The 13040-nt window shown below is 61.7% G+C and carries 9 protein-coding genes and 3 pseudogenes; 6 read left to right on the forward strand and 6 right to left on the reverse strand.

The features are described 5' to 3' along the window. Positions 1-62 precede the first annotated feature (62 nt). A complete protein-coding gene (locus P0D84_RS16810; RefSeq protein ID WP_408331415.1) occupies positions 63-1208 on the reverse strand; it encodes an ISAs1 family transposase in 1146 nt (381 codons plus the stop codon). Positions 1209-1403: 195 nt separating this feature from the next. Between P0D84_RS16810 and P0D84_RS16815 the strand changes: the two genes are divergently transcribed. From P0D84_RS16815 to P0D84_RS16835, 5 genes and pseudogenes are all read left to right on the forward strand, one after another. Next, positions 1404-2108 carry an IS110 family RNA-guided transposase gene (locus P0D84_RS16815; RefSeq protein ID WP_408338152.1) on the forward strand — a complete coding sequence of 235 codons (705 nt, stop codon included), beginning with the start codon at positions 1404-1406 and terminating at the stop codon, positions 2106-2108. Continuing rightward, positions 2054-2668 carry a transposase gene (locus tag P0D84_RS16820; protein WP_408338154.1) on the forward strand — a complete coding sequence of 205 codons (615 nt, stop codon included), beginning with the start codon at positions 2054-2056 and terminating at the stop codon, positions 2666-2668. The genes P0D84_RS16815 and P0D84_RS16820 overlap by 55 nt, the downstream gene beginning before the upstream one ends. 109 nt (positions 2669-2777) lie before the next feature. Continuing rightward, on the forward strand, positions 2778-3218 hold the full coding sequence (locus P0D84_RS16825) for an IS3 family transposase (protein ID WP_408338156.1): 441 nt from the start codon (positions 2778-2780) through the stop codon (positions 3216-3218). Between the two features lie 901 nt (positions 3219-4119). Next, on the forward strand, positions 4120-5652 hold the full coding sequence (locus tag P0D84_RS16830) for a transposase family protein (protein ID WP_408338158.1): 1533 nt from the start codon (positions 4120-4122) through the stop codon (positions 5650-5652). A 309-nt stretch (positions 5653-5961) separates the two neighbouring features. Then, positions 5962-6900, forward strand: a pseudogene (locus tag P0D84_RS16835) (IS630 family transposase); the annotation flags it as partial. A gap of 384 nt (positions 6901-7284) precedes the next feature. Here P0D84_RS16835 and P0D84_RS16845 read toward each other — a convergent pair. After that, the gene (locus tag P0D84_RS16845) at positions 7285-9357 is read right to left on the reverse strand and encodes a recombinase family protein (protein WP_408337075.1); all 2073 of its coding nucleotides are present in this window, start codon (positions 9355-9357) and stop codon (positions 7285-7287) included. Positions 9358-9624: 267 nt separating this feature from the next. On the opposite strand from P0D84_RS16845, the pseudogene P0D84_RS16850 reads away from it, so the two are divergent. Next, positions 9625-9843, forward strand: a pseudogene (locus P0D84_RS16850) (IS4 family transposase); the annotation flags it as partial. A gap of 97 nt (positions 9844-9940) precedes the next feature. On the opposite strand, the gene P0D84_RS16855 reads toward P0D84_RS16850, so the two are convergent. The 4 genes and pseudogenes from P0D84_RS16855 to istA all read right to left on the reverse strand — a co-directional run bounded on the left by P0D84_RS16855 (position 9941) and on the right by istA (position 12852). Continuing rightward, positions 9941-10099 (reverse strand): hypothetical protein, encoded by a 159-nt coding sequence (locus P0D84_RS16855; RefSeq protein WP_162826291.1) that lies wholly within the window; start codon positions 10097-10099, stop codon positions 9941-9943. 116 nt (positions 10100-10215) lie between these two features. Next, on the reverse strand, positions 10216-10527 hold the full coding sequence (locus P0D84_RS16860) for a hypothetical protein (protein WP_096509064.1): 312 nt from the start codon (positions 10525-10527) through the stop codon (positions 10216-10218). Further along, on the reverse strand, positions 10524-11357 hold the full coding sequence (gene istB / locus P0D84_RS16865) for an IS21-like element helper ATPase IstB (protein WP_115531504.1): 834 nt from the start codon (positions 11355-11357) through the stop codon (positions 10524-10526). Before istB ends, P0D84_RS16860 begins: the two co-directional genes overlap by 4 nt. Next, positions 11354-12852, reverse strand: a pseudogene (gene istA / locus P0D84_RS16870) (IS21 family transposase). Before istA ends, istB begins: the two are co-directional and overlap by 4 nt. Between the last annotated feature and the right edge of the window lie 188 nt (positions 12853-13040).

The following is a 13040-nucleotide window of genomic DNA, read 5'->3' on the forward strand; positions in this document are numbered from 1 at the left end:
CCCGTTAAAAAACATGGTCCAGGGACTGATGCGGCCCCGGCATTGGTGACAGGGCCGGAGCATCAAATTCTGGGAAGTCGCGTGAGCTGGAGTAACTCGAATAAGTAGTCGGGATTCCAGCCGGCGACCTTGCGACGTGCGGCCACGCTGCGCTTTTTCTTACCGGATTCGGGCCGCATGCGCAGCAAATTCAAAGTGATGCGGCGCAAGGTGGCGAAATTGGCCGTCGCATTGCGCAAGCGCACGGTGCTGGCGTCCTCGCGGAAGGTCACGTCAAGGCAATGATGCAAACCATTCTCGATGGCCCAGTGCATGCGGCTCGCCTCAAGTAGGTATTTGGCGTCGGGTGCTGCGGAGCTGATCAGGTACTGCGTCTGCGAGCTGACCTGGCCCGCGATCTCGCGTGTCCGCTCAATGCGCACCAGGCTCTTAAGCCTGGGCCAGCGGTCCAGTTCGCTGAGATAGTCCGGCGCTGCCACTGCGACACAGTGACGGGTTTCAAGGCGACCATGCCCTTTATCCAGCGTCTCAAAGATCGATGGATTCATGTGCGCCCAATCGTGGGCTTTGCCGATTCGCATATAGTCTTCAACGGCCTGAGCCAGACCGGGCTGGTTATCCTTCGCAACCAGCAGATAGTCGCCACCACGCTCAGTGATCTTCTGGGCGATGGCCACCTGAGTGCCGATGGCGTCTATGGTTACCAGGCTGCCCTTGAGCGACAGGACGGGCAGCAGAGCTTCAATGGCAGTGATCTCGTTTGACTTCTCCTCGCAGCGCTGCTGCGCCAGCACCAGCCCACTTAGACTCGCGTAGGCCGTCACGCTATGCAAGGCACGCACACCCCTGGCGTGCGTGCCCGAACCACGCACACTCTTGCCGTCGATTGCGATGACCGAATGAAGATCCGGACACACCTCGCCTACCCAATTCAGCAGGCACGCATCCAGTTGCTTCGGATCGAGCACCTCGAAGATCCGTCGGATGGTGTCGTGCCCCGGGATGCCATGGGGCAATTCGAGGTATTGCCGAAGCCTCGCTTCGTTGGCAAGCCCCCATTCTTCCATCTCGTCCCACCCTTGTGCGCCGGCCAGCACAGAGAACAGCGCAATCGACAGAACGTCGATCAACTTGTGCCACGTTCGTCCAACGACGCGGGGATCTTCTATTGCCGACAGCAGACTGATCAGATGTTTTCCCGGGCTCATTTGCGCTACTCTGAAAAACCAGAAGTAAACGCTTTTTCCGCCAAGCTTACAACTCGTTGCTGTAACTCATTGCTTGTAAACGGGTTTTGGCGCTCCGGCCCTGGCATTGGTGACACCGTGAGGTGATCCCGTTCAGGAAAGTGATTGATACCGCAGTCCCGCCCTTTGGCACTTCCATGACCAGGAGGGCCAGACATGGCACAGCCCAAACTGAGGCGAACCGTCGGTCGCCGCACCGATATGTCCGTTGTCAATCCACACGCCGCAGGCATCGATGTCGGCGCACAGTTTCACGTGGTCGCAGTTGGACCCGAATGCGTCGAGGAGCCAGTGCGTTCGTTCCGCAGCTTTACCGCCGATCTTCACGAACTTGCCAGGTGGCTCAGGCAGGTCAAGGTCACGACTGTCGTGATGGAGTCGACCGGGAGTTACTGGCTTCCGGTGTTCGAAATCCTTGAGTCTTATGGTTTCGAGGTATTGCTGGTCAACGCCCGCGAGGCGAAGAGCGTGCCCGGACGCAAGAGCGACGTGAACGACGCCCAGTGGCTGCAGAAGCTGCACCGGTACGGACTGCTGCGCGCCAGCTTCCGCCCCCGACAGGACGTGGCCACGCTACGATCCTATCTGCGGCAGCGGGAGCGCCTGCTGGAATATGCGGCGTCCCATATCCAGCATATGCAGAAGGCAATGATGCAGATGAATGTACAGTTGCATCACGTCGTTCAGGACATCACAGGCGTCACCGGTATGAAGATCATCCGGGCGATCGTTGCTGCGAGCGCGATACCGATGTCCTCGCACAGCATCGCGACAGACGTTGCAAGGCCTCCATCGAGCCCGAACACGTGTTCGAGCTCACCCAGGCCGTGGCCCTGTACGACTTCTACCAGACCCAGGTGACGCAATGCGATCAGCGGATCGAAATCGCGCTCAGGCAGTTGCAGGCCGGCATCGAACCCGTCGCCGCGCCACTGCCAGCAGCGCGACATCGACGCAAGCAGTCAAACGACTTCTCATTCGACGTGCGTGCTGCGCTGTACGGGATGCTCGGCGTCGACCTGACGCAGATTCACGGCCTGGGACCCTACGTGGCGCTCAAGCTCATTGCCGAATGCGGCAACGACATGTCCCGCTGGCCGAGCGTGAAGCACTTCACGTCATGGCTGTGCCTCGCACCTGGCAACAAGATCTCGGGCGGCAAGATCCTGTCTTCGAAAACGCGCCGCTCCTCCAGCAAGGCCGCTGCCGCGTTGCGGCTCACCGCCGTCACGGTCGGCAAGACCGACACCGCTCTGGGCGGCTTCTATCGACGCCTGTCAGCCCGCATCGGAAGGCGAAGGCCGTCACTGCCACCGCACGCAAGATCGCGGCGCTCTTCTACAACACGCTGCGCTACGGCATGGACTATGTCGATCCACGCGCAGCCTATTATGAGGAACGTTACCGGCAGCGGGTCCTGAACAACCTCACGCGCCGGGCCGAGTCCTGGGCTATGTCCTTCAGGCCAAAGCGAGCTGACTCAGGGGAGTTTCTCAGGAAAGCGTCGGCCTTCTTTGCACGGGAACTGAAGTGACTTACCGCGTGGTAACTCACTTGCAACAGGAGGCCGTATCGGTCAGTCACGCCTGCCGGGTTTTGCAGGTGAGCCGCTCTGGCTACTACGCGCACCGGCGTGCCAGGCCGAGCGCAAGGAGCCTGCAGGAGCAGACTCACGTCAAGGCAGCATTTGCCGCCAGTGGCGCGAGCTATGGTAGCCGGCGCGTGATGCATGCGCTGCGGGAGCAAGGGCTGAAGATTGGTCGTTACCGGGTGCGTACGCTGATGCGCCAGGCGGGCCTGCGCACGAACTGGAAGCGCAAGTTCGTCTCGACGACCGACAGCAGGCATACGCTACCGGTGGCGGAGAACGTGCTCGATCGGCAGTTTGATGTGGCCGAGCCCAATCGCGCGTGGGTTTCAGACATCACGTATAGTACGCCCAGCCAGCGTAGCCCGCCCGTTTGGGGGTGAAGCTGCTTGAGCATGTTTGGAATGCAGGACTCCGGAGGTGTTGAAGTTGCAGTACCGGGGTATGCCCTTCCTCTGCTGCGAGAGGAAGTGAGCCGAAGCGGCGGTGACTTGCCGACACTGGCAAGGTGACGTAGTCCGTGGGAAACGGGGCTTGCGGCGAAGCGGTTACGCCAAGATGAGCCTCCAGGCTGAGCATGGGACGGTTTAGGAACACGAACCTGTTAAACCGCATCTAAGGGTTGAAATGTCACCCCTGCCCACACCGCTTTACGGGCAGGACGCGAACTGTGGCCGGTCACACGTATGGCCCGGCGGCACGAGCGCTGACTGGATATGTATGCTGGTCGGCAGGGAATCACGGGGAGTGCGCAGCTAGACCGTGGTGTTCGCGACGACTTGCGGCAAGCAAGGATAAAGACTGCGACAGGCAGCCTCGCCCATGCATTGAGTCCAGCATGTGAACTGGGGAAGGCCTGCACGGATGCCAAGGGAGTGTGCCCCCGATGACGTGCAGGCTGGCGGAGCCTCCGTAGTAGTCCGAGGTCGGGAAAGCCGGCTACATGGCGAAGGGAGGCAGTTTACTCATAAGTCAGGAATTTAGCGGACATATGGTCTATGCTTGAGCGAGGGCTACTGACAGGATCGCTCATGAAACGAGATGGCCGGAGCCTGGCTCACAACACGCTGGAGGAGATGCGCATCCTGGCAGTTCAACGCATGGCTGAGGGAGAACATCCAGGCGATGTTTGGTGCGCGACACTTATGAAGTCCGCCAGCGCGACAACTATGATGGCCGGCGCATTGACTCAGGTTATTTGTTACCAGGCCGGGGTCGTTGCCTCATGTAATTTGCTACCTGTCAGATGGCTGGCGGGGGCGACTTATGACGAGGCAGCTCAGCATGACGACACGACGGGAACTGATTGAGGCAGTCGGAGAGCGATACCAGCGTGCCAGCCGGGACGGCAAGCGCCAGATCCTGGATGAGTTTCTCAAACTGACGGGTTATCACCGCAAGCATGCGATCCGCGTGCTGTGCCGTGAGACCCGGCCACCGAAGGCGAAGCCCGGCCCACAGCGGCGCTACGATGATGAGGTTCGTGCAGCGCTGATCACGCTGTGGGAAGCGGCCGACCGGATCTGCGGCAAGCGGCTGAAGGCGGTGATTCCGACGTTGATCGAGTCGATGACCGGGCACGGTTATCTGTCGCTGACCGACGCCCTGCGTGAGAGGCTCGCCGGCATCAGCGCGGCCACGATCGACCGGTTGCTCAGGGATGTTCGTGAACAGGCCTTCGGAGGGCAACGCAGGCGTGCCGGAGGCGTGGGGAATGCGATCCGCCGCGCGGTCCCGGTCCGGACCTTTGCCGACTGGAACGATCCGCTGCCCGGCTATCTGGAGATCGACTTCGTCGAGCATTGCGGCGGCACCAAGATCGATGGTGACTTTGTGCACAGCCTGGTGATGACCGACATCGCGACTGGCTGGACCGAATGTCTGGCGATGCCGTTCCGCAACCATGCGTTCGTCATTGAGCACATCGAGCGCGTCCGTAGCGCACTGCCATTTCCCCTGCGCGGCCTCGACAGCGATAACGACACCGCCTTCATGAACGAAGCCGTGTTCGACTTCTGCAAGAACGCGCGTATCGAACTGACCCGCTCGCGTCCCTACAAGAAGAACGACCAGGCCTGGGTCGAGCAGAAGAACGGTTCGATCGTGCGGCGGCTGGTGGGCTATGGCAAGCTGCGGGGCCTGGAAGACACGGAAACGCTGGCGTCGCTGTACCGGGTCTCGCGGCTGTACATCAACTATTTCCAGCCGTCGTTCAAGCTGAAGTCGAAGACCCGCCACGGGGCGCGGGTCACGAAGCACTATGAAGCGCCCCTGACGCCGCTCGAGCGAGTCCTGCGTGCGGCCTCGGTGCCGGAGGCCACCAAACAGGGCCTGCGCGAACAGTTTCGTGCGCTCGATCCGGTTGACCTTTTACGCCGCATGCGTGAGGCCCAGCGGCGGGTGGCCGAATGCCCGGCTACGGGCAGCGCCGCAACCGGCGCCGGACCGAACGACGAGGTACCGATGGCGGACTTCCTGGCAAGCCTGGGCACAGCCTGGCAGGCCGGCGAGGTGCGCCCGACCCATCACAGGAAGGCCAGGGTTCCCCATGACTGGCGCACGCGCCCGGATCCGTTCGAGCACACCTGGCCCAGGATAGAGCAGTGGCTGGAAACGGAGTCTGGCATCACGGCGAAACAGTTGCAGAACCGCCTGATCGGGATGGCACCGATGATGTACTCGAGCGCCCAGCTTCGCACCCTGCAGCGGCGCGTGAAAGCATGGCGATCGAATCGTGCCAGGGAACTGGTAACCCGGATCCTGGGCGAGCCCGGCGCAGTGGAAGCTGGCGCCGCTACGCAGGGCCAGCAACACTGAACACCCGGATTCGTTGCTGGGTTGCGTGGAGCCCGAGTGAATCCGGGCGGCGCTGGCGCGCCGGAAATGAAGGAGGGAGCAACCCGCGTGATGACGAGCCGGAGTTACCCACCGCCGGCCGGCGCCGTGGTCGTAACAGGCGACCCGCCGACCGGCCGTGGATAACTCCTGGACATCAGTTCATGGCGCCATCAAAACGGGTTACCGGTCCAGTCCATGGCAGAACAACCTGGAGGCGACGATTACCCCGGAGTAACATCCTTCCGTGAGGCAACACGAGCGGACTTCGTAGTTGACGTTATCCACGATGTTGCAGCCTCGTTTGGAATGCATCGCTCCTGGGCATACAAGATCCGGGCTCAGGCGCGCGGTCGCGGTCGTGGGGTGCGTGTGCTGCTCTCGACCAAAGGCACGGGCCGCCCTCGTAAGCTTACGCAAGCACAGGAACGACAGGTACTGCGCTGGATCAATGGCAAGAATCCAATGCAGTATGGATTTGACTTCGGCCTGTGGACGCGCAACCTGGTTCGCGAACTGGTGCAGCGGGATTTCGGTGTCACGTTGAGCCTTGCGTCGATTGGCGCGATGCTCGCGCGCTTAAACCTGACGCCGCAAAAGCCGTTGCAGCGTGCTTACCAGCGAGATCCGGACGCAATCGAGCGCTGGCAGCGTGACACGTATCCGGCCATTGTCAGACAGGCTCGCGAGGAAAGTGCCGACATCTTCTTCTGGGACGAATCCGGCTTTCGGGCCGACTCGGTGCACGGCAGGACCTGGGCGCAACGCGGCGAAACGCCAGTCGTTGAACGCCCCGGCCAGAGGCAAAGCATGAGCGCGGCGTCCGCCGTCAACTCAAAAGGGGCGTTCTGGTTTGCAACTTACGAAGGTGGGCTCAGCGGTGAGTTGTTCGTGACGCTGCTCAGGAAGTTAATGTTCAATCGCAGGAAGGCTGTTCATCTGATTGTCGACGGATTGCCGGCGCATAAGAAAGCTGTCGTCAAGGACTACGTCGCAAGCACCCAGGGCAAGCTGACCTTGCACTTCCTGCCGGGTTATGCACCAGACCTCAATCCGGACGAACTGGTGTGGAGTCACGTCAAGCGCACCGGCGTTGCGCGACGCCCGTTGCGAAAAGGCGAAAAGCTGGGTCCGCGAATTCACGAGCAGCTTGCTCAAATTGGACGAGACCCAACTCTCGTGCGCTCCTTCTTCAGGCACCCATCTGTCCGCTATGTTTCTGACCTATGAGTAAGTGGATTTGCTGGGTTAATTAACTGACCGCAATGAGGTGAAGACCTTTGATAATCAGTGAAATGCAAAGCAAACTGGCGACATGGTCAACGGAGAACAAAGAGCGCAAGTTCGATCGACTCCTGAGACTGATTGCCGACCGGGATTGGCTGAGTGAAGCGGCTCGTATTACGCTGGCATCCAGCAGAGCCCGCACGCCGGGCGTGGACGGGGTTGACAGGCGAATGATGGAAGCTCATCTCCATCAAGACTGGCAACGATACGCGAAGAGCTGTTGACGGGCTCGTATAGCCCGTTGCCCGCGCGACGCGTGTATATACCGAAAGCGAATGGCAAGCTCAGGCCACTCGGCATTCCGACGGTGATTTCATAATGCACCTCTCACAGTTGAGTGTTGGAATGTTGCCGCTGCAGATGCCCTGAAGTGCGTACCCAATCCCGCAGTTGCTGCTCCTTGGCGGGATCCAGCGTGATCCACCACGGCCCCCGCCCGTCGAGCTTGCGGGCCTGGACCACTTGACGCTCGACCCAGTAATACACGACGTGTGGACTGACTGTCAGTCGATGGGCAAGCTGCTGTACCGTGAGCTCGTCCGGCCGCTTGAAGCAGGTTGCTTCAATTTCATACCGGTAACGGATCCATTTGACCATTTCAAGCGTGAACGATTTGCCAGAGGCGCTGCGCAGCCCTTCCTGATTGAGGTGTGCAACGATTTGCCGGTCAGGCAGATGCTGCGATAGTACGCGCACCCGCTCGACGAACGCGGCGGGGTAACGCATCGCGTCGGCAGCTGGCTTTGGCAGGTCCACGGTGATGTCAGTACACGCGCTGCCCTGCCAGCGGATGTGCAGCACGGCTTGTCTCGCGGCAGATACTTTCTCGACCGTGATGTCCCGGATGAGTAGTCGCAACATGCGCTTGCGATCCTTCGCTGATGTCGTTGGCGCGCGCCAGAGACGCGGCAGATTGCGCGCCAGCGCGAGGACCTGGGCCTTCTGTTCGGACGTGGCGACGCGTGCCTTCTGGCTCTGGAATTGGTTGGCTTCGGTCTTGATTGCTTCGAGGCGAATCATCGCGTCGTTCCAGCGCCGCTCGAGGGTGCCCGCGACCAGACGGTTGGCCGGGTCACATTCCTGGTAGCGCCGTTCAGCGAGTGCGACCTCATACTCGGCGCGTTCAATGCGCATGTGCCACTGACGCATGATGGCGCGATCGCGCTGTTCGAGTTCGTTCAGGGCAGTGACGGCGAGCTTGAGTTCGGCAGGCTGTAGGGCGGTGAGTACAGCCTCGCCAATCGCGTTGTCAAGGAGATCGCTGCGCATGCTCATGCAATCGGTGGTCGCCAGACCATCGCGGCGACGCGCACTACACAGGTACTGTGGATAAAGGCCACCGTTACCCTGGTACCGCACGGTCAGCGCCCGGCCACAGCGGCCGCATATCGGCATCCCCTGAAGCAGTGCCAACCCTTCACGTGCCGCACCGCTGAGCACGGTACCTTCGCCGTTGGTCCGATTGCGCGCCAGGCGTGCCTGGTTGCGTTCGAAGTCCTCCGGAGTGATATATCCTTCGTGATGGTCGGGCAGATGGACGCGCCAGTCCGCCTTGGGTACCGGCTGCACGCGCTTATGAACCTCTCCTTGTGGGGTGATGCGCTGACGATATTGGTACCGTCCAAACACATAGACTCCTGCATAGGAAGGATTCCTGATCAGACCGAGTACGCGTTCGTGGCTCAGGCGCCCCCAAATGAGTCGGCCTGCCCAGGCGCCTCCATAGGCCCGCTTTGGAAAGCGCAGGCCATCTTCAGCAAAACGCTTGACGACCGCGTATGCGCTGCCGGTCTCCTGAAACAGACGAAATGCCAGTTGCACGGCGCCGCGAACCTCGTCATCGGGATCCAGGACGATGCGGCCGTCATCGGTATAGCACAATCCGACAGGCAGCGGAAAGCGCAACTCACCCTTCTGGGCCTTGTTCAGCTTGCCGCCCTGGAGGCGGCCGCGCAAGAAGTGCAGTTCGGCCTGCGCCATCGTTCCTTTGAGACCGAGAAGCAGGCCGTCGTTGAAGTCGCCCGGGTCGTAGCAACCATCGGCGTCGATCACCAGGGTATGAGTGAGCGCACACAGTTCGAGCAGGCGATGCCAGTCCAGGTTTGAGCGCGCCAGTCGCGACACTTCCAGTGCAAACACTGCGCCCACTTGCCCCATCGAGACATCCGCCACCAGCGTCTTGAAGTCCTCGCGGCCCGTCATCTGCGCCCCCGACTGACCGAGGTCGCGGTCCAGCGTGCGGATCGCGGTCTCTGGCCAGCCCAGCGCCAGTGCTTTGTCCTTCAACGCATACTGACGCTCGGTGCTCTCCTGATGGTGTCGCACCTGGGCCAGCGTCGACTGGCGAATATAGATGTACGCCGGCTTGCTGTGATGTTGCGAGGTGATCTTGCTGTTCATCGACGGCCTCCTCGGTCGGTTCCAGCGCGGGTCCGGCGGTGATCCAGGCCTCGAGCATGTTGGCGATGAGTACGCCGGCCAGGTGAGGATCGACGGATTGGGTGAGTGACAGCGACGACTGGCTCACCGCCGCCTCTCAGAGCCAGCCCTTTCAAGGTCTTTGTCCGGTGAACCTGGTAACCTGGCGATCTGTTCAAGGACGACGGGCGTAAAACGATGTTTGAAGAGGTGATGAAGCATTTCGAGCGGGAAGCCCCGGTGAGCGTAATGGCACGCGTGGCGCTTGAGGGAGCTATGACGTCGCAGTGGATTGACGAGGTGTTTGCCGCGCACCGGCAACGGCAATATCCGAGGGAACTGCTGTTCTCGACGGTGGCGGAACTGATGACGCTGGTGTCTCTGGGACTGAGCCCGTCGCTGTACGCCGCGGCGACGAAGGCCAAGCACCTGCCGGTGTCGCTGGCAGCGCTGTACGATAAGGTCAACTGTGGCGCGACAATCTGGATGAGAGACGCGCGACAATCAGGATGAGAATGTCGCGGCGGGGTTGATGATGCCGATGTTGATTGGCGCTGACAAGCGTTTATTGATTGACGCGCAGTTTTTGATTGACGCTGGCGCGCGTGTGCCGCGCGACAATCAGGATGAGAACGGCGCCCGAGCCGGTGAGGACGATTGCGTAATGCGTGGCGATGGCCTGGAGCACACGCTTTACGCTGTCGCGTTTGATCTCGATGAGCATCGTGGAATGTCGCCGGCGTCCAATGCCGCCAAGCCGTCGCCGGGCAGAGCCTGCAGCGCAACGCGTTACGCTGCAGGCATTCTGTGCCGCGCGACAATCAGGATGAGAACAGCGCGTCAGTCGGTGAGATCGATTGCGTAACGCGTGACGATGGCCTGGAGCACACGCCTTACGCAGTGGCGTTTGCTCTCAATGAGCCTTGTCGAAGTGTCGCTGTTATCCAATGCCGCCAAGCCTTCGCCGAGCAGGGCCAGCATCGTAACGCGTGACGCGCAGGCTTCCTCACCAATGGCGTCTATAACGGCCCGTTTGCGGCGTAAGCGGTATGCGCGTTGCCGTTGTGCGGCCGTGCGTGCGATGGGCTTCGTCGTCGAACTGTCGGATGTATCGTCACGCGTTACGAGCTGCAGATGTGCGTTGTGCTTCATTGCTGATCCTCCGGGCGCGGCGGCACGCCGACGTTGTTTGGTGTCGCGATACTGGCCGGGCGTCCCGGTCCCTGCTGCTTGCGCTCGAGGGCGGTACGCCTACGGTAGCTTTCGACGTTCAGTTCAAAGATCGTGGAGTGATGGACCAGCCGGTCGACGGCGGCTACCGTCATGGCCCGGTCGGGGAAGATACGGTCCCATTCGCCAAATGGTTGATTTGCAGTTAGCAAAAGAGAGCGGTGCTCATACCTGGCGCTGATGAGCTCGAACAGCACCGACGTCTCGGCCTGATCCTTGCTGACGTATGCAAAGTCGTCCAGAATAAGGAGATCGAATCGATCCAGCCGGTTGATGGCGGACTCCAGCGACAGCTCGCGGCGTGCGACCTGCAACCGCTGCACGAGATCGGTGGTACGGGCGAACAGGACCTTCCAGCCGTTCTCCAGCAGGCTCAGTCCAATGGCCGACGACAAGTGCGACTTGCCGCCTCCGGACGGCCCCAGAAGAATCAGGTTGGCGCCGTTGCGCAGCCAGCCGTCGCCAGCGCAAAGCGCCGAGACGTGCGCTCTCGACACCATCGGCACCGCGTCGAAATCGAAGTTCTCCAGCGTCTTGCCCGGCAGCAGCCTGGCGTCCCTGAGGTGACGTTCGATGCGACGTCGATCGCGCTCGGCGATCTCGTGTTCGGCCAGCGCCATGAGCAGGCGCGCCGCGGGCCAGCCTTCCGTGTCGGAACGCTCGGCAAAGCTCGACCAGATCTGCTTGATGGCGGGCAGCCGCAAATCGTTGAGCAGCAGCGACAGGCGGGTGGCGTCGAATTCGTGATTCATGCTGCCACCTCCATTTGCAGGCCAAGCAGGGCCTCGTAGTCGCGCAACGAAGGCAGCTGGACGTTCACCTGCGGCAGGCTCGCGGGTTTCGCTTCGAAACGGGAACTCAGCGCGTGCAGATCGGGCAGTTGCCCGTCGGCCAGGCACTGCTCGAGTGCCTGCGCCAGTTGTGCCTCGCAGTTGCGCTCGTGGGCCAGGCTGAGCAGTTCAACCATGGTCTTGCATGCCGCACGCTCAGGCAGTTGCTCGCACAGGCGTTCGAAGGTCAATCGATAGGCCTCACGCGGAAAGACCTGATCGCGGTAGACCAGGTTGAGCAGCGCCATGGGCTTGCGGCGCAGCGCGTGGATGATGTGTAGTTGACGACGTGGCCGTGCTTGCCACTGGGACCCGGACGGCCGCGCTGCAGCGTCATCAGGGCGGTGCTGCCCAGGAACAGTTCCAGCCGGTCGTCATACAGCCGCACGCGCAGTCGATGACCGATCAGCCGGGACGGGACGGTATAGAACACCTTGCGCAGGACAAAGCCGCCGGTGGAGCTGACGTACACACGCGTTTGCTCGTAGTCCGTCGTGCGCTGCGGCGGCAGTGGCTGAAGCTGCGGGCGCTCGGCCTCAATGCGCTTGCCATTGCGCGCGTTGATGCGACAGACGTGCTCGTCGATGAAGCGGCGATAGGTATCGAGGTCGTCGAAGTCTTTACTGCCGCGCAAAAGCAACGCATCACGCACCGCGTTCTTGAGGTGGCCGTGAGGGCTCTCGATGGAGCCGTTCTCATGGGCAACGCCGCGGTTGTTGCGCGTAGGCTGCATTCCGTAGTGAGCACAGAGCGCTTCGTAACGCGTGGTGAGATCGTCGCGCTTCGCGTTCGAGATTGCGGAACGCCGCCGACAGGCTGTCGCTGCGGTGCTCGCGCGGTGCGCCACCGAGCACCCACAACGCGTTCTGCAGCCCTTCGGCCAGCGCGACATAGCTCTCGCCGCCGAGGATGACGTGAGCGTGCTCAAAGCCCGAGCAGGCCAGCCGGAAATGATACAGACGGTGGTCCAGCGCGACACCCGCCACGGTGACGCCCAGGCTGTCCATCTCGGTGAAGTCGGACAATCCGAGGCGACCGGGCTCGTGCACCTGGCGGAACATGACGTCACGCTCCTCGCCATGGAGTGCCCGCCAGTCGCGAATACGCCGCTCGAGCGTGCGACGCACGTTGCCCGGGAGGTCTGGATGGCGCCGAAGCATCTCGTCCAGTACGGCCACGGGCCGGATGCCGGGAGCGGACTGGAGCAGCGGGACGATCTCGGCGTCAAAGATTGCTGCCAGGGGATCAGCACGGCGACGCGTGCGTGGCGCCTCGATGGCGGTCTTGGGTCCTGTTCGATGCGATAGGCAGTGGCGGCGCTGAACCCGGCGCGTGCGCCTGCCCTGGTCGGTTGTTCCTTGCTTCTGTACTTCATATAGAGCCTCATCTGGTGGTCGTTGACGTGACGCCCGGGCACCGTAGCCTCCCGTGAAATGGAAGGTTCCTTCATACCCGATCCACCGCGACCACCGACAAGGCTCCCCGACGACGGGGACTGTTCGGCGCGGCGTGGCGGCAGCGGTTTCCGGGCTACGCCCTCCACCGCTGCCGCCACGCCAGTTCTCATCCTGATTGACGCGCTGTTCTCATCTTGATTGACGCGCG

It is taken from the genome of Paraburkholderia sp. RL17-337-BIB-A, assembly GCF_046025895.1.
Lineage (GTDB): Bacteria > Pseudomonadota > Gammaproteobacteria > Burkholderiales > Burkholderiaceae > Paraburkholderia > Paraburkholderia fungorum_C.

Bases quoted from the DNA above. Each gene is read 5' to 3' on its own strand.
- P0D84_RS16855 (WP_162826291.1), bottom strand. From the start codon at position 10,099: ATGCTCATCGAGATCAAACGCGACAGCGTAAAGCGTGTGCTCCAGGCC.
- P0D84_RS16860 (WP_096509064.1), bottom strand. From the start codon at position 10,527: ATGAAGCACAACGCACATCTGCAGCTCGTAACGCGTGACGATACATCC.
- P0D84_RS16830 (WP_408338158.1), top strand. From the start codon at position 4,120: ATGACGACACGACGGGAACTGATTGAGGCAGTCGGAGAGCGATACCAG.
- istB (WP_115531504.1), bottom strand. From the start codon at position 11,357: ATGAATCACGAATTCGACGCCACCCGCCTGTCGCTGCTGCTCAACGAT.
- P0D84_RS16845 (WP_408337075.1), bottom strand. From the start codon at position 9,357: ATGAACAGCAAGATCACCTCGCAACATCACAGCAAGCCGGCGTACATC.
- P0D84_RS16810 (WP_408331415.1), bottom strand. From the start codon at position 1,208: ATGAGCCCGGGAAAACATCTGATCAGTCTGCTGTCGGCAATAGAAGAT.
- P0D84_RS16815 (WP_408338152.1), top strand. From the start codon at position 1,404: ATGGCACAGCCCAAACTGAGGCGAACCGTCGGTCGCCGCACCGATATG.